Source organism: Campylobacter concisus (assembly GCF_902460665.1).
Taxonomy (GTDB): Bacteria; Campylobacterota; Campylobacteria; order Campylobacterales; family Campylobacteraceae; genus Campylobacter_A; species Campylobacter_A concisus_AL.
Map to the genome: position 1 here is coordinate 413,746 of NZ_CABPUR010000001.1, position 16,219 is coordinate 429,964.

Consider the following 16,219-nt stretch of genomic DNA (forward strand, 5'->3'; position numbering starts at 1 on the left):
TAAGATTTTGGATTTTGAAGTGTAAGATTAGATGGTGCGATCAGCGAGACTCGAACTCGCACACCTAGCGGCACTACCCCCTCAAGATAGCGTGTCTACCAATTCCACCATGATCGCAAAAAGAGTAAAAGCCCCAAAAAGGGGCTAAATTTAAGCTTTACGCTTAGCCAAGCATTGGGTTTGCGTAAAGAACGATAAGCGTAATAACAAGTGCGTAGATAACTTGTGCTTCGATCATCGCAAGAGCGATAAACATTGTAGTCATAAGTTTGCTACCAACGCCTGGGTTTCTAGCTGTTCCGCTAATTGTTGCAGCAGCTGTATTACCCATACCAATAGCACCACCAAGGGCTGCAAGGCCAAGGCCAATACCACCAGCGATAACTGAATATGATCTAATCATTTCGCCGTCAGCGCCAAATGCGAATGCAGCAAGACCAAGAATTAAAAACACGATCTTTTTCATCGTTGCTCCTTTAAAATTTTAAAGCTCTTTCGGATCTGTCCCCTACTTAAACTTTATGAGCCGTAATATTACAAAAACAAAACTTTGTTTCAAATAAAAACACTAAAAATTTAAATTGCCCATAAAAAATTCTTGGCTTAGAAAAATAAAAGTTTTTTTATGTTATCTTTGAAAAAATTAATTTATTCTTAATCTCAGGTAATCAATGATAAATGAAAAATTTTCAAAAATAGGCTTCGTTCTTGCTATGGCAGGATCGGCTGTTGGACTTGGTAATGCATGGAAATTTCCAACAATGGTAGGAAACAATGGTGGCTCAGCGTTTATAATTTTATATTTACTTCTCACGTTTGCTATCGCTTTTGTAGCGTTTTTAGCGGAGCTTAGCATTGGTAAGCTTGGTGAGAGTGACGTTGTAAGCTCCATTTATAAACTTGCTCCAAAACATAAAAAAATATGGTCCCTTTCAGGCTTTTTTATGATAGGAGCGATACTTATTGCTTCGTTTTATATGGTTGTCATTGGCTGGATATTAAAGTATATTTATCTTGGCTTTTCGCCACTTTTGGCTGATACTAAAGAAGCAGCAGCGCAGTTTAATACGCTTTTATCAAATGATTTAAGTAGTGCTATTGTTTGTTTTAGCTTGGTTTTTTTAATGGTATTTTTTGCTGTTTCAAAAGGTGTGAAAAGTGGCATTGAAAAGCTAAATATCTGGATGATGCCGGGCCTTTTTATACTGCTTGTTTGTATACTTTTTTATGCAATTAGCATGGGTGATGGCTTTGTTAAGGCGGCTAAATTTTTATTTGTACCAAATTTTAGCGCGATCACGCCAGATGTTGTTTTGCAAGCTCTTGGACTTGCGTTCTTCTCGCTATCTATGGGTGTTGGCGTCATACCGACATACGCTGCAAATTTACCAGAGCAGACAAATCTTATAAAATCAACGCTTTCTATCATCTTTATAAACATATTAATAGGCATTATGATGGGACTTGTGGTCTTTACGTTTATATTTGCTTATGGAGCTGATAGCACGGCAAGTGGCCCAGGGCTTATTTTTATCTCACTTGTTACACTTTTTGCAAAGCTTGGGATAGTTGGCAATGTCATGGCCATCGCATTTTTTGTTTCACTTTTATTTGCTGGTGTTACAAGTGCTGTTTCGATGATTGAACCATTTGCTTATTATTTGGTTAGAAAATTTGAAATTTCACGCAAAATGGCTCTTGTTTATATTGGAATTTTTGTCTATATTTTAGGCCTTTTTTGTATTTTTTCATATTATGCGCAGACGGCTAATATTTTTAGTATTTTTGGCAAGCCAGTCTTTGATGCACTTGATTTTCTTACTTCAAATATCATGATGCCAATAGGTGCCATAATTTTTAGTTTTTTTGTTGGCTATAAACTTAAAAAAGAGAGCCTATATCTACTCTTTGGCGAATTTATGGGAAAAGTATTCTTTGAAATTTGGTACTTCACTCTAAGATATATCGTGCCAATTGCAATTTGTGCCATCATGATCTATCAAATAGCAGGTAAATGATGGATAGATTTAGTAAAGTTGGTTTTGTTCTTTCTATCATTGGAGCGGCTATTGGCCTTGGTAATGCATGGAAATTTCCATATATGGTCGGTAGTAATGGCGGTTCAGCATTTATTCTTATATATTTATTTTTTGCTTTTGTTGTTGGACTTAGTATATTTTTTGCTGAGATGGCAATGGGCAAAATTTCACGCCTTGATACGGTTGGAGCATTTAAGAGTCTAGCTACAAAGGGGGCAAATTCTTGGAAATTTGCTGGTGTTGTGATGGTGACAGGGCTATTCATCGCATCTTTTTATACGCTCATTATCGGCTGGGTTTTAAAATACGTTATCTTAAGTCTTGGTGAGCTTCCAAAAGATATGGCAAGCTCAGAAGCGCTTTTTGTAAATTTTACTTCAAAGGGAATAGAGGAGCAAATTTTATATTTTAGCATCGCTTTTTTTGCATACTTTTTTATACTTACAAAAGGTATAAAAAGTGGAATAGAACGTATAAATGTATATCTTATTCCAGCACTTTTTATTTTGCTTTTGCTTATGCTTGGCTACTCTTTTGGCATGAATGGATTTGATGAGGCGGCTAAATTTTTACTTGTACCTGATTTTTCAAAGATAAATCAAAGCGCTATCTTAAATGCTCTTGGGTTAGCTTTTTTTACGATGTGTATTGGCATTGGCTGCATTTTAACTTACTCATCAAGCCTAGGCAATGATACAAATTTATTCACTTCATCACTTTATGTAGTCTTTGCAAATATAATTATTAGCGTAATTATAGGGCTTATAGTTTTTACATTCACCTATGAATTTGGCTCAGAGCCATCAAAGGGTGCAGGGTTAGCATTTATCTCGCTTCCAACGCTTTTTGCAAAGCTTGGTTTGCTTGGAAATTTCTTGGCTTTTGCATTTTTTACATCTTTATTTTTTGCTGGTATAACATCGGTTATTTCGCTAGTCGAGCCATTTATTTTTTTCTTAAATAAAAGTTTGGGATTTAGTAGAAATAGATCAATTATCATTGTCGGTGCCGTAGTTTATGTTTTAGGGATTTTATGTGCATTAAGCGGTATTGGCAATTTTAAAGAAGCACTTACATTTTTTGGTAAGAGCTTTTTTGATTTGCTTGATTATCTTAGCTCAAACATTATGCTCCCACTTGGTGGCATTATATTTGCCATTTTTGTTGGGTACTTTATGAAATTTGAGCTTTTAAAAGAGCTATTCTTGCCTTATATGGGTGAGATTGTTTTTAAAATTTGGTATTTTTTAATAAGGTTTGTAGCACCAGTTCTAGTTTTTGTGGTGCTAGTAAGGGAGATTGCATAATGGCAAAAGAACAGTTTTCTAAAATAGGTTATGTTTTAGCAGTTGCAGGATCAGCTGTTGGACTTGGAAATGCATGGAAATTTCCATATATGGTCGGTGAAAATGGCGGATCAGCATTTGTTATTTTATATCTTTTGATAACGTTTTTAGTTGGCATACCTATCTTTATGGCAGAGCTAAGTATTGGCAAACTTAGTGAGAGCGATAGTGTAAATGCCTTTAGAAAGTTAGCGAATAAAAATAAAAATTTATGGCAACTGGTTGGAATTTTAGCTATGGTAACCGCAGCTATAATCTCATCTTATTATATTGTTATCATCGGCTGGGTCTTTAAGTATTTCAGCCTATCTTTTACCGGTCTTCCAAACGATATAGAAAGTTCAAAAGTAATATTTAACGAGCTTCTTACACATGGTCTTGGTGAGCAGACGCTTTATTTTGTTATAGCATTTGTAGCTTGCTTTTTCATCCTTTCAAAAGGAGTGAAAAGTGGCATTGAAAAGCTAAATGTTTGGATGATGCCAAGCCTATTTATCATGGTTTTAATCATGCTTATCTTTTCTATGACGATGAATGGCTTTACAAAATCGGCTGAGTTTTTACTTGTTCCTGATTTTAGTAAAATTTCATTTAACTCGCTCTTGCTTGCTCTTGGGCTTGCTTTTTGGACACTATCTCTTGGTATGGCAGCGATCATTACATATTCAGCTAGCTTAAGCGATGATACAAATTTAGCTACTTCTACGCTAAGTATCGTTTTTATAAACATCGTCCTAGCCATTATGATGGGTCTTGTTATCTTTACATTTATATTTGAATTTGGCGCAGAGCCGTCTCAAGGACCAGGGCTTGTCTTTATCTCGCTTCCAACGCTCTTTGCTAAGCTTGGTGTGATAGGTCAAATTTTAGCTGTGGCATTTTTTGCAGCACTTATATTTGCTGGTATTACTTCAGCTATCTCTATCGTAGAGCCGTTTGTATTTTTCTTGATCAGAGAGTATGGCATTAGCAGGATAAAAGCTCTTAGCATAGTTGGAGCCGGTGTTTTTGTATTGGGATTTTTATGTCTTTTATCAAATATAGAAAATGTTGGCGACAAATTTATGCTCTTTGGTAAAAATTTCTTTGATTTTCTTGATTTTACCGCTTCAAATGTTTTGCTTCCAATTAGTGGTATAGGTGGAGCGATATTTGTTGGATATTTTATGAAAAGAGAAGCACTTTATGTGCTATTTAGTCCATATATGAGCGACTTTGTATTTAGTGCATGGTATTTTTTATTAAGATATGTGGCGCCAGTTTGCGTATTTATCATCATGATAAATAAATTGTTTTTTTAAGGGTTGTTTATGCAAAAAGTTGAGAAATTTTTTGATAAGGTTGGCGATATAGTCGGCTATATTTGCATGCTTATTATGGCTTTGATGATAATAGATGTTTTTTTTAACGTTGTGGCAAGATATTTTTTCTCTTATGGAAACGTTGCATTTCAGGAGCTTGAGTGGCATTTTTTTGCTGTGATATTTTTGCTTGGCATGAGCTATGCATTAAAAGAAGATGCACACGTTAGAGTTGATATCTTTTATGCTAAATTTTCACCAAAAAATAAAGCTCTTGTAAATATGATAGGAACTGTTATTTTTGTAATTCCATTTGCACTTTTAGTTTCAAATTTATCGTTTGAATTTGTGAGTGATGCTTATACTTCAGCTGAAGCTAGTGCAGATCCAGGCGGTCTTACTCACAGATGGATCATAAAAGCACTTATTCCTTTTTCTTTTTATCTACTTGTATTTTTTGCGATTGGCTTTTTTATAAGAAATTTTAATCTTTACAAAAAAGCTAAAAAGGGGGAATAATGGCTGGCTTGATAATGTTTATAGCTGCGCTTTTGATGCTAGGCATTGGCTTTCCAGTAGCCTTTACCTTTGGTGCGGTTTCTATGATATTTGGCATGATTGGTAGTATTGTTGAGAGCATTGGAGACGGAGATGGGCTGCTTGGAAGTATCGAGGTTTTTAAAGATATGTTTAACTTCATGCCTTATAGAATTTTCTCTATCATGGAGAGTAGAATTTTTATAGCAGTTCCACTTTTTGTCTTTATGGGCGTTGTTCTTCAAAAGTCAAAACTAGCTGAGAGATTACTTGAGAGTATGGGTATGCTTTTTGGAGAAATTCGCGGAGGCATTGCTATTAGCACTATCTTGGTTGGAGCGCTTCTTGCGGCTTCAACTGGTGTTGTTGGTGCAAGTGTCGTTGCAATGGGCGTTATAAGCTTGCCTGTTATGTTAAAGTATAAATACGACCAAGCGCTAGGTTGTGGCACCATATGTGCTGCTGGTACGCTTGGACAGATCATTCCACCTTCTATCGTGTTGATTATTTTGGGTGATATATTTTCAGTGCCAGTTGGTGAGCTTTTTCATCAAGCCATCATACCAGGACTCACGCTAGTAGCAGTTTATATCATTTATATTTTGATTGTTGCTTATTTGAAACCAGATACCGCACCGGTAGTAAAAGATGAGAGCGGTGTTAGTAAATTTAAGCAGATCATGAGAGCACTAATCGCTATCTTTCCGCCGCTTTTACTAGTTATTTGTGTACTGGGCTCTATATTTGCAGGTATCGCTACACCAACTGAAAGTTCAGCTTTTGGCTGCGTTGGAGCCATTATTTTAGCTATTTTTTATAGGACATTTTCATTTTCTATGATAAAAGAGGCATTGGCAGAAAGCGTAAAAACCACAGCACTTGTCTTTGCCATACTTGTTGGTGCGACAGCCTTTTCTATGGTATTTAGTTACACTGGTGGCGATGAGATTGTTGAAAAATTTATGACAAATTTACCAGGTGAGAAGTGGGGATTTATCATTTTTAGTATGGTTGTAATCTTTGTGCTTGGCTTTTTTATCGATTTTGTTGAAATTTCATACATTGTACTTCCTATCTTGGTGCCAATAGCTGCAAAGCTTGGTATAAATCCAATTTATCTAGCAATCTTAGTTGCGATGAATTTGCAAACTTCATTCCTAACGCCGCCATTTGGATTTAGCTTATTTTTCCTAAGATCAGTCGCACCAGCTGAGATAAAAACGACTGCTATTTATAAAGGCGTTGTGCCTTATATTTTTATTCAGCTTGCTGTACTTGTATTTTTCTGCGTCTTTCTAATGGAATTAAAGCCAATGCTTGATGCGAGCCACGGCGGATTATTAAACTTCTTACTCTCACTTTTTAAATGATATAAAAGTTTTTGGTTGTAAAATACCAAAAAACAAGCAAAATGGCTAATTTGAGTTTCTAACCAATTTAGCCATTTTCTATGAATTCTTTAAATAAATTTATAAAATTAATGAGGTGGGTGATGGCGAAGAAATTTATCGATGTTATGGATACGACATTTAGAGATGGCTTTCAGTCAGTTTATGGCGCTAGAGTGCTTATGAACGATTTTTTGCCTGCGCTTGAAGCGGCCAAAGAGGCTGGCATAGAGCATTTTGAATTTGGCGGTGGGGCTAGATTTCAAAGCCTTTATTTTTACCTTAATGAAGATGCTTTTGCGATGATGGATAAATTTAGAAGCATCGTAGGACCAAAAGCAAATCTTCAAACCCTAAGCAGGGGCGTAAATACCGTCACACTTGACACCGGTAGCCGTGAGCTAATCGACCTTCATGCAAAACTTTTCAAAAAACATGGAACCACTACTATTAGAAATTTTGACGCACTAAATGACGTTGAAAATTTAAAGTATTCAGGCGAAAGGATCGCTCATCACGGGCTAAAACACGAAGTTGTTGTTACGATGATGGATCTGCCCAGTGGCTGCGTGGGAGCACACGATGTTAAATTTTATGAGAAAATTTTAAGAGAAATTTTAGATGCAAACATCCCTTATCACAGCGTTTGCTTTAAAGATGCAAGTGGCACAAGTAGCCCACAAAAGGTCTATGAAACCATAAAAATGGCTAGAAAATTATTGCCAGAAAAAACTCACATCAGACTTCACACTCATGAAACCGCAGGCGTAAGTGTGGCTTGCTATCTTGCAGCGCTTGAAGCTGGCGTTGATGGCATAGATCTAGCCGCAAGCCCAGTAAGTGGCGGTACAAGCCAGCCAGATATCTTAACTATGCTTCACGCAGTAAAAGGCAAAAACTACGATCTTGGCGGACTTGACGTGGAGAAAATTTTAAAATATGAAAGCGTTTTGAATGATTGCTTAAAAGAGTATTTCTTGCCACCTGAGGCCGTACAAGTAAGCCCACTCATACCATTTTCACCGATGCCTGGTGGCGCGCTCACTGCAAATACCCAGATGATGAGAGATAACAACATCTTAGATAAATTTCCAGAGGTTATCCTTGCGATGCGTGAAGTGGTGCAAAAGGGTGGATACGGTACTTCAGTGACCCCTGTTAGCCAGTTTTACTTCCAACAAGCGTTTAATAATGTAATGTTTGGCAAGTGGAAAAAGATCGCTGAGGGATACGGTAAAATGGTGCTTGGCTACTTTGGCAAGACTCCGGTCACACCTGATAAAGAGATCATCAAGCTTGCAAGCGAGCAACTAGGCTTAAAACCAACTACAAAACACGCTGTTGATATAGCTGATAAAGATGAGAGCAAGTCACTTGCCCACGTAAAAGAAATTCTAAAGCAAAACAATATCAAAACCACCGAAGAAAATATATTTATAGCAGCAGCTTGTAAAGAAAAGGGTATCGCATTCTTAAAAGGCGAAGCCAAAGTAAATGTAAGAAAGATCGATCCAAACGCTAAGGCAAATGAATGCAGACAAACTCAAAGTGGCAGATATAGTGTCGTTGTAAATGGTAGCCGCTACAATGTCGAAGTAAGCGAAGGCTTTAACGATAGCATCCAAGTAAAATCGATCACCGAAGTTGAAGGCAAGAGTGTAAAAAATGCCAAAAGTGCAGCAGCAGGCGCAACTGAAAATGATATCGTTGCTAGCTTGCCGGGCGCTGTGCATAAAATTTTAGTAAGCGCAGGAGACCATGTCAAAAAAGGGCAAGCTGTAGTCGTGCTTGAAGCAATGAAGATGGAGATAGAGGTCAAAGCTCCAAAAGATGGTGTGATAGGCTCTATTGAAGTTAGCAAAGGTCAAAGCGTCGCAAACAATCAAGTGGTGGCTAAATTTAAATAAATTTGCCCATTTTAAAAAGAGAGTGTTAAGCGAAATTTGATTAACATTTTGATGACTTTTAGGTCAGAATTTATAAAAAATGAAAATTTTAAAAGGAAATAACATGATAAACAAATTAGACGAACTAGGTCTAAAAGAGATCAAAAAGATAAATCACAATCTAAGCTACGACGAGCTTTTTGAGCTTGAAAAGGCAAACAACGAAGGCAGGGTTTCAAGCAACGGCACATTTATGGTTGATACGGGAATTTTTACTGGAAGAAGCCCAAAAGATAAGTATTTCGTCAAGCAAGATCCAAGCCAAAAATACATCGCTTGGGGTAAGATAAATCAGCCTATCACAAAAGAGCTTTTTGACAAGCTTCTTAAAAAAGCAAAAGAGCAGCTAAGCGGCAAGGAAATTTTCATCCAAGATGCATTTTGTGGGGCTAGCAAAAAGAGCCAAAAATCAGTCCGTTTTGTCACCGAAGTAGCGTGGCAAGCGCACTTTGTAAAAAATATGTTCATCCGTCCAAGTGAGGCAGAGTTAGCTAAATTTGAGCCTGATTTTGTAGTATATAATGCTTGTAAAACAAAAAATGAAGACTACAAGGCTGATGGACTACATTCAGATGTCTTTGTTATCTTCAATGTCGAGGAAAATGTTGCAGTGATCGGCGGCACATGGTACGGCGGCGAGATGAAAAAGGGCATTTTTTCTATGATGAACTACTGGTTGCCACTTGAGGGTAAACTAAGCATGCACTGCTCTGCAAACGTAGGCGAGAAGGGCGATACAGCGCTATTTTTTGGCCTATCAGGTACTGGCAAAACCACACTTTCAACTGATCCAAAACGCAAGCTAATAGGTGATGACGAGCACGGCTGGGACGATGATGGTGTGTTTAACTTTGAGGGTGGTTGCTACGCAAAATGTATCAACCTTGATCCAAGTAGTGAGCCAGAAATTTACGCAGCGATCAGGCGTGATGCGCTACTTGAAAACGTCGTGGCTGACGAAAATGGCGTGGTTGATTACAAAGATGGCTCAAAGACTGAAAACACACGCGTGAGCTATCCGATCTATCACATCGACAACTACGAGCCAAGCTCAAGTGCTGGCCATCCAAAAAATATCATCTTTTTAAGCGCTGACGCTTTTGGCGTACTCCCTCCAGTTGCAAAACTCACAAAAGAGCAGGCGATGTATTATTTCCTAAGTGGCTATACAGCAAAAGTTGCTGGCACAGAGCGCGGTATAACTGAGCCTGTTGCTACTTTTAGCGCTTGCTTTGGCGAGCCATTTATGCCACTTCACCCAACTGTTTATGCAAAACTACTAGGCGAGAAGATCGATAAACACGGCGTTAATGTCTATCTTGTAAATACAGGCTGGAGTGGCGGTGCTTACGGCGTTGGCAAGCGTATGAGTATAAAAGCAACTCGTGCTTGCATAAATGCGATCCTTGATGGCAGCATCACAAAATGCGAATTTGAAAATTTTGATAAATTTAACTTCGCTATCCCAAAAGAGCTTGATGGTGTCGAGACAAAACTGCTAAATCCTATAAACACATGGGCAAATCCAGCTGAGTATAACGCTTCACGCGATAAACTTGCTAAAATGTTTGTTGAAAATTTCAAACGTTACGAAGATGTAAAAGAGGGCGTTGAGTACGCTAAAGCTGGTCCAAAAGCTTAATTTGTATAGCCTTGCAAAGCTTCTTGCAAGGCTAGTCTTTTTATTTGATATTTTTGATATGACTAAATTTAAAGTATCTCTCTTCTAAATTCTAATCTCAAGTATTACATTTGTAAATTTATTCTAGTAAGTAACAAAATATTAGATACAAATATATGAGTTACTAATAAAATTTTCCTATTACAATTAGTCTCTAGTTTTTCTTTTTGTGCTTGAACCAGCTATCAAATATCATTTATTACGATGCTGTTTTTAAAAATTTTTATAGGTTTGAGAGGAGGAGATAGATTGCATAAATTTATGGTAAAAAGAAAAAATAAGGGCAAAGTTGCCCTTATAATTATAAATGTATATTATGAGTGAAAGTGAAATTCCTCTGGATGATCTAGTGCGTATCTAAATTTCTCCATATCGACCTTTTTATCCCAGATAGATACGATCATGCAGCCAACGGCATTACCGCAAAGGTTACCAACAGCACGCATCTCTGACATAAATTTATCAACGCCAAGTAGCACAGCCACGGTGACGACTGGTATGCCAGTGCTTGGGAGTGCGCTTAGTGTGCCAGCAAGGACGACAAAGCCAGATCCTGTAACGCCAACAGCGCCTTTACTTGTGATCATTAGCACGATTAAAATGCTTATTAGATGCTCAAAACTTAGCGGGATATTAAATGCTTGAGCTAAAAAGATAACGCTTAGGCTTAGATAGATGTTGGTGCAGTCAAGGTTAAATGAATAGCCAGTCGGGATGATAAGGCCAACCGCGCCTCTATTTATGCCAGCTGCTTCTAGCTTTTGCATAAGTGGCGCAAGAGCTGTTTCGCTCGAGCTTGTCGCAAAAACGACCAAGACCTCTTTTGAGATAAAGCGCATAAATTTAAAGACATTGACTTTGGCAAAGTAGCAAATGACGCCAAGCACGACAAAGATGAAAAAGCAGCTTGCAAGCGCCATAACGACAAGAAGTTCCATCATACCAAGAAGCGTTCCGATGCCAAATTTACCGATCAAATAAGCCATCGCCGAAAAAGCAGCCACTGGGCTAAATAGCATAAGCCAAGTAAGTAGCTTTAAGACGTAGTGCTGGATAAATTCAAGCGGTTTTAGACAAGCTTGCTTTTTATCATGCGCTAGCAACGAAAGCACGATGGCAACGACTATCGCCATGAAAAGCACTTGAAGTGTATTTGACTTTATAAATGGATCAAGTATATGCACGTAAGGGAAGATGTCATCTACTGGCACAGCGCCTCTTAAAAGATGAAGCGTATGTGCTAAAAAGCCGCTATTTGCGTCCATGTTGCCAGCTTGAGATGTAAATTTAGCCACGCTTGAGGCATCAAGCTGAGTGTAGTCAAGGTTCATGCCGTGCCCCGGACGAAGCGTCTCGCCAAAGATGATACCAACAGCAAGAGCGAGTGTACTAACTATCTCAAAGTAGATAAACGCCTTAAGTCCGATGGTGCCAAGATCTTTTAAGCTTTCAAGCCCAACGATACCTGAAACGATCGTTAAAAAGATAATAGGGCCAATTAAAATTTTAAGTGCTTTTATAAAATAATCAATGCCTGGTTTGCTTGCTATACCAAGCTCAGGTGCGACCATGCCAACGATAACGCCACCAACAATACCGATCACAACCCAAAAGGCAAGATTGGTAAATAATCTTACAGCAAGATTTCCTTGCTTTTTAGTATTATTCATAAATTTCCCCTTTATAGGCTTTCTCTGATCTTAGCAGAGATGATCTTATCGCCTTGTCTTATAGCGTCAAGCACCTTTAGGCTCTCTTCATCAACGCATTTTCCAAAGACTGTATGCACGCCATCAAGATGAGGTTGCTTGCTATGACAGATGAAAAACTGCGATCCGCCAGTATCGCGTCCTGCATGAGCCATGCTAAGGCTACCGCGCTCATGTTTTACCTTTTGCTTATCGCATTCGCATTTTATCCTCCAGCCAGGACCGCCCGTGCCTGTTCCATTTGGGCAGCCACCTTGGATGACAAAATTTGGTATAACTCTGTGAAAATTTAGACCATTATAAAAGCCTGATTTTATCAAATGGACAAAATTTGCGACAGCTTGTGGAGCTTCTTCGGCAAAAAGTTCAAGTCTGATTTCGCCTTTGTCTGTCTCTAAAACTGCAAATTTATCTTTTTTTAGCTCGTCTAAATTTATATCATAAACTTTTAATTCATCAAAACGCATGTATATCCTTTTTATTCAATATTTGTATAAACTGCTTGAACGTCATCATCGTCTTCTAACTTATCAAGAAGTCTCTCAACCTCAAGCATTTGCTCTTCGCTTAGATTCACGGTTTGATTTGGTAAGTATTGAAGTGAAGCTTTTTTAACCACTAAATTTAGCTTTTCGATACCTTCATGAAGTGTGCCAAAATTTGCATAATCACCATAAGCAAATAGCGTCTCATCGTCAGCCTCGATATCGCTTAGACCATAGTCTATCAGCTCAAGCTCGATCTCTTCGATATCTGCACTTGGTTTTTCAAGCTCAAAAACGCTCTTTCTTGTAAACATAAAACTAAGGCTGCCACTTGGCAAAATTTCTCCGCCATTTTTGCTAAATATCGCTTTAACATTGGCAACCGTTCTCGTTGGATTATCAGTCGCGCACTCGACGATGATCTGCACGCCGTGAGCTGCTTTGCCGTCATAAAAAATAGTCTTAATATCGGCGCTATCTTTGCCATTTGCTCTTTTTATAGCTGCATCGATGTTATCTTTTGGCATATTTTCAGCTTTTGCCGCTGCGATAGCTGCACGAAGTTTAGGGTTCATATCTGGATCACAACCACCATCTTTTGCGGCTACTGTTATAGCTTTTGCAAGTTTTGGAAATACCTTGCTCATCTTATCCCATCTAGCTTCTTTTGCCGCTCTTCGGTACTCAAATGCTCGTCCCATAAATATCCTTAAATAAATTTTTTACGGATTATAACTAAAAAAATTTTATACTTTTTTAAAACATTTTTAGTTTGCTAGCCAAAGCGCCTAACTTTGTAAATTTAAAAAAAATATTTGGTAAAAATTTAAGCTAGAGTTTTATAATGACGCACATGATACAAAATGCTCAAAAACAAGATGCAAAAAGCTGCATAAAGCTACTAAATCTAGCAATGGAGGATATCGCCTACAAGCTAAGTGGCTACGATGATCCTATTAAAAGTGATGAAATTTTAGAAATTTTTTTCAAAAGTGAGACAAATAGACTAAGCTATAAAAATATCTTTGTTTATAAAAACAACGAGGAAATTATCGCAGCGATGTGTGCTTACTTTGGTGGCGACGCGGAGCAGCTTGATAGAGAAATTTCACAGCATTTAAAAGCACTTGGCAAAGACGCCGAGGTAGAAAAAGAGTGTTTTGATGATGAGTTTTATATAGATAGTATCGCTGTCGATGAGAAATTTAGAGGGCAGGGACTGGCAAAAGAGCTCATAAGGCATTCATTTGTCGTAGCAAAAGAGCTGGGGCATAAAAAGGTTTCATTAATAGTAGATACAAATAAGCCAAAAGTTCGTAAATTTTACGAGAGCCTTGGCTTTAAATTTAACACCAAAAAGATCATAAATTTACACGAATACGACCACATGATAAAGGAGATAATATGAAAATATTTGAGGTAAATAACGTTCATTGCCAAAACTGCGCAAATACTATAAAAAACGCACTTGAAGATGACTTTGGCGAGATAAAAGTCGATCTTAGCAAAGAGCCAAGGCAAGTAAGCCTTGATATAAAAGATGGCGATGTAGAGAAATTTAAATCAGAAATGGCTGATCTGGGATTTGACGTTATAAAGGAGCTTTGATATGCCTTTAAAAGTCAAGCTAAATATAGCGGGAATGAGCTGTGTAAATTGCTCAAACGCTATCGAGAAAGTTTCTAAAAAGATAGATGGGGTGCTTGAAGCAAATGTAAATTTTGCAAATGCAAGCGGTGAGTTTGTCCTAAAAGACGCCAGCGTGCGTGAAGTTTTAGAGCAAAAGATAAAGAAGCTTGGCTACTTTGTGGCGACAAATATCGATGAATTTGAAGCCAAAAGAGACGAGCATATAACCTCGATAAGAAATAAATTTATATTTGCATTTATAACAAGCATCGTGATAATGGCGCTTGAGATGTTCGCACCTCACAGCTTGCTAGTAAATTTACTCATGCTAGTTTTAGCGTTTTTGGTGCTAGCTTTTAGTGGCAAAGACTTCTTTGCTCACGCCATAGAGGCTGTTAAAAACAAAAACTACGATATGAACGTGCTTGTAGCTCTTGGAAGTGGCAGCGCATTTTTATACTCGCTTTTTGTTGTGATCTTTTCAAATTTCATCCCAGATGATCTAAAAAATGTCTATGTCTCAGGCGCAGCGATGATAATAGCCTTTGTTTTGCTTGGCAAGTACCTTGAAGAGCGCTCAAAAGCAAAAGCTGGTGACTACCTAAAGACGCTACTTAAAATTTCACCAAAGACCGCCTTTTTGGTTATGCCAGATGGACATAGTAAAGAGGTAAATGTAAATGAGCTAAAAGTAGGCGACATCGTCATCGTAAAAAATGGCTACAACATCCCAAGTGATGGCGTGATAGTTCAAGGTGGCGCTGAGATAGATGCTTCTATGCTTACAGGAGAGAGCTTGCCAGTTTATAAAGAGGTGGGAGATAGCGTATTTGCCGGCACTCTAAACACAAATGGCTATATAAGCGTCAAGGTGACAAAGAGCTCTTTTGAGAGCTTGCTATCTCAAATTTTAAGCTTGTTAAGCGACGCTAGCTCTAAAAAGATGCCTATCGGACGGCTGGCTGACAAGATAGCAAACATCTTTGTGCCAAGCGTCGTGGCGATCTCAGTTCTTACATTTTTTATATGGATAATTTTTAGTGGAAATTTCGCCTATGCGATCTCTAGCGCGATCTGCGTGCTTATCATCTCATGCCCATGCGCACTGGGACTTGCCACGCCAATAGCAATCGTAAGCTCCCTCGCGCGTGGTGCAAAAGCTGGGATTTTGGTGAAAAATCCAGAGGTTTTGGAGCTTATAAAAGATGCTAAATTTGTAGCATTTGACAAAACTGGCACGCTAAGTAAGGGGCTAATCAGCGTCAAAAGTTCAAATTTGAGCGAAAAAGAGCTAGAGCTAGTGGCATCTGCTGAAAATTTAAGCGAGCATCCGATCTCAAAAGCGATCGTAAGATACGCAAAACAAAATTACATAAATTTACAAAAGCTAAATGGCAAATTCCAAAACGTAGTTGGTCAAGGCATCGTCTATGAAGACGAGAGTAACAAGATAATAATAGGTAACGAAAAGCTGCTCGCAGCAAACGATATCTTGCTAAATGAAGCAGATAGTGAAGCAACAAAAGAGGCTGCAAATGATGGAAGCGGCGTCATACTTTGTGTGCTAAATCAAAAATTTAGCGGCTTTTTAACGTTAAGTGATGAGCTAAAAAATGAAGCAAATGACGTTATAAACGAGCTTTCAAGGTTAAATTTACAAAGTGTGATACTCTCAGGCGATGATGAAAAAGTGGTTTCAAACATTGCAGCTAAGCTAAATGTGAGCGAATATTATGCAAATATGCTGCCTGAGGACAAATTTAACAAGGTAAAAGAGCTCATGAGCCGAGGTGGCGTGATCTTTGTTGGAGATGGCATAAACGACTCGCCATCACTTAAAGAGGCCAGTGTAGGTATCGCTATGAACTCAGGCTCAGATATCGCAAAGGGTGCCGGAGATATCGTGCTTGTTAAAAATGATTTGCAAGGCGTGACCGGACTAGTTAGACTAGCAAATGCTACTATGGCAAATATAAAAGAAAATTTGTTTTGGGCGTTTATGTATAACGCTATTTGTATTCCAGTGGCTGCTGGCGTATTTTATCCAGTCTTTGGGCTACTTTTAAATCCAGTTTATGGCTCAATGGCGATGTGTCTTAGCTCTGTTACTGTCGTTTTAAACGCACTTAGACTTAGATATTTACGACTTAAGGATTAA

The 16,219-nt window shown here is 38.1% G+C and carries 14 protein-coding genes and 1 tRNA gene; 10 read left to right on the forward strand and 5 right to left on the reverse strand.

All coding sequences use genetic code 11. The annotated features are described in order from the left end of the window. Positions 1–32: 32 nt before the first annotated feature. Both F3G66_RS02125 and F3G66_RS02130 read right to left on the reverse strand, forming a co-directional pair. Positions 33–117 (reverse strand) — tRNA-Leu (locus tag F3G66_RS02125). Positions 118–163: 46 nt separating this feature from the next. Beyond that, positions 164–466, reverse strand: coding sequence for a F0F1 ATP synthase subunit C (locus tag F3G66_RS02130; protein ID WP_004317263.1), 303 nt, complete (start codon positions 464–466; stop codon positions 164–166). 205 nt (positions 467–671) lie between these two features. Here F3G66_RS02130 and F3G66_RS02135 point away from each other — a divergent pair, with 205 nt between their 5' ends. From F3G66_RS02135 to pckA, 7 genes are all read left to right on the forward strand, one after another. Continuing rightward, on the forward strand, positions 672–2,018 hold the full coding sequence (locus F3G66_RS02135) for a sodium-dependent transporter (protein WP_149706990.1): 1,347 nt from the start codon (positions 672–674) through the stop codon (positions 2,016–2,018). Further along, a complete protein-coding gene (locus F3G66_RS02140) occupies positions 2,015–3,346 on the forward strand; it encodes a sodium-dependent transporter (RefSeq protein WP_149706991.1) in 1,332 nt (443 codons plus the stop codon). The genes F3G66_RS02135 and F3G66_RS02140 overlap by 4 nt, the downstream gene beginning before the upstream one ends. Continuing rightward, on the forward strand, positions 3,346–4,686 hold the full coding sequence (locus tag F3G66_RS02145; protein ID WP_084108734.1) for a sodium-dependent transporter: 1,341 nt from the start codon (positions 3,346–3,348) through the stop codon (positions 4,684–4,686). Before F3G66_RS02140 ends, F3G66_RS02145 begins: the two co-directional genes overlap by 1 nt. Before the next feature lie 9 nt (positions 4,687–4,695). Then, entirely contained in the window at positions 4,696–5,205 is a 510-nt protein-coding gene (locus F3G66_RS02150; protein WP_149706992.1) for a TRAP transporter small permease subunit, read from the forward strand. Beyond that, positions 5,205–6,593 carry a TRAP transporter large permease gene (locus F3G66_RS02155; protein WP_054196248.1) on the forward strand — a complete coding sequence of 463 codons (1,389 nt, stop codon included), beginning with the start codon at positions 5,205–5,207 and terminating at the stop codon, positions 6,591–6,593. Before F3G66_RS02150 ends, F3G66_RS02155 begins: the two co-directional genes overlap by 1 nt. 122 nt (positions 6,594–6,715) lie before the next feature. Continuing rightward, the gene (locus F3G66_RS02160) at positions 6,716–8,518 is read left to right on the forward strand and encodes a biotin/lipoyl-containing protein (protein WP_107709072.1); all 1,803 of its coding nucleotides are present in this window, start codon (positions 6,716–6,718) and stop codon (positions 8,516–8,518) included. Positions 8,519–8,624: 106 nt separating this feature from the next. Further along, on the forward strand, positions 8,625–10,199 hold the full coding sequence (gene pckA, locus F3G66_RS02165) for a phosphoenolpyruvate carboxykinase (ATP) (protein ID WP_188115821.1): 1,575 nt from the start codon (positions 8,625–8,627) through the stop codon (positions 10,197–10,199). Positions 10,200–10,552: 353 nt separating this feature from the next. Here pckA and F3G66_RS02170 read toward each other — a convergent pair whose 3' ends face one another. Genes F3G66_RS02170 through F3G66_RS02180 form a run of 3 tightly spaced genes read right to left on the reverse strand, consistent with a single transcriptional unit; the run spans position 10,553 to position 13,133 of the window. Next, positions 10,553–11,908 carry a cation:dicarboxylate symporter family transporter gene (locus F3G66_RS02170; protein ID WP_149706994.1) on the reverse strand — a complete coding sequence of 452 codons (1,356 nt, stop codon included), beginning with the start codon at positions 11,906–11,908 and terminating at the stop codon, positions 10,553–10,555. A gap of 11 nt (positions 11,909–11,919) precedes the next feature. Further along, positions 11,920–12,414, reverse strand: coding sequence for a peptidylprolyl isomerase (locus F3G66_RS02175; RefSeq protein ID WP_107785127.1), 495 nt, complete (start codon positions 12,412–12,414; stop codon positions 11,920–11,922). Positions 12,415–12,425: 11 nt separating this feature from the next. Continuing rightward, positions 12,426–13,133, reverse strand: coding sequence for a YebC/PmpR family DNA-binding transcriptional regulator (locus tag F3G66_RS02180; protein ID WP_149706995.1), 708 nt, complete (start codon positions 13,131–13,133; stop codon positions 12,426–12,428). A 152-nt stretch (positions 13,134–13,285) separates the two neighbouring features. Between F3G66_RS02180 and F3G66_RS02185 the strand changes: the two genes are divergently transcribed. Genes F3G66_RS02185 through F3G66_RS02195 form a run of 3 tightly spaced genes read left to right on the forward strand, consistent with a single transcriptional unit; the run spans position 13,286 to position 16,219 of the window. After that, positions 13,286–13,840 (forward strand): GNAT family N-acetyltransferase, encoded by a 555-nt coding sequence (locus tag F3G66_RS02185; protein WP_149706996.1) that lies wholly within the window; start codon positions 13,286–13,288, stop codon positions 13,838–13,840. Next, positions 13,837–14,040, forward strand: coding sequence for a heavy-metal-associated domain-containing protein (locus F3G66_RS02190; protein WP_149706997.1), 204 nt, complete (start codon positions 13,837–13,839; stop codon positions 14,038–14,040). Before F3G66_RS02185 ends, F3G66_RS02190 begins: the two co-directional genes overlap by 4 nt. A gap of 1 nt (position 14,041) precedes the next feature. Then, complete coding sequence (locus F3G66_RS02195; protein ID WP_149706998.1) at positions 14,042–16,219, forward strand: heavy metal translocating P-type ATPase; 2,178 nt, start codon at positions 14,042–14,044, stop codon at positions 16,217–16,219.

Bases quoted from the DNA above. Each gene is read 5' to 3' on its own strand.
- F3G66_RS02140 (WP_149706991.1), top strand. From the start codon at position 2,015: ATGATGGATAGATTTAGTAAAGTTGGTTTTGTTCTTTCTATCATTGGA.
- F3G66_RS02160 (WP_107709072.1), top strand. From the start codon at position 6,716: ATGGCGAAGAAATTTATCGATGTTATGGATACGACATTTAGAGATGGC.
- F3G66_RS02135 (WP_149706990.1), top strand. From the start codon at position 672: ATGATAAATGAAAAATTTTCAAAAATAGGCTTCGTTCTTGCTATGGCA.
- F3G66_RS02170 (WP_149706994.1), bottom strand. From the start codon at position 11,908: ATGAATAATACTAAAAAGCAAGGAAATCTTGCTGTAAGATTATTTACC.
- F3G66_RS02185 (WP_149706996.1), top strand. From the start codon at position 13,286: ATGATACAAAATGCTCAAAAACAAGATGCAAAAAGCTGCATAAAGCTA.
- F3G66_RS02145 (WP_084108734.1), top strand. From the start codon at position 3,346: ATGGCAAAAGAACAGTTTTCTAAAATAGGTTATGTTTTAGCAGTTGCA.
- F3G66_RS02130 (WP_004317263.1), bottom strand. From the start codon at position 466: ATGAAAAAGATCGTGTTTTTAATTCTTGGTCTTGCTGCATTCGCATTT.
- F3G66_RS02195 (WP_149706998.1), top strand. From the start codon at position 14,042: ATGCCTTTAAAAGTCAAGCTAAATATAGCGGGAATGAGCTGTGTAAAT.
- F3G66_RS02175 (WP_107785127.1), bottom strand. From the start codon at position 12,414: ATGCGTTTTGATGAATTAAAAGTTTATGATATAAATTTAGACGAGCTA.
- F3G66_RS02150 (WP_149706992.1), top strand. From the start codon at position 4,696: ATGCAAAAAGTTGAGAAATTTTTTGATAAGGTTGGCGATATAGTCGGC.
- F3G66_RS02190 (WP_149706997.1), top strand. From the start codon at position 13,837: ATGAAAATATTTGAGGTAAATAACGTTCATTGCCAAAACTGCGCAAAT.
- F3G66_RS02180 (WP_149706995.1), bottom strand. From the start codon at position 13,133: ATGGGACGAGCATTTGAGTACCGAAGAGCGGCAAAAGAAGCTAGATGG.
- F3G66_RS02155 (WP_054196248.1), top strand. From the start codon at position 5,205: ATGGCTGGCTTGATAATGTTTATAGCTGCGCTTTTGATGCTAGGCATT.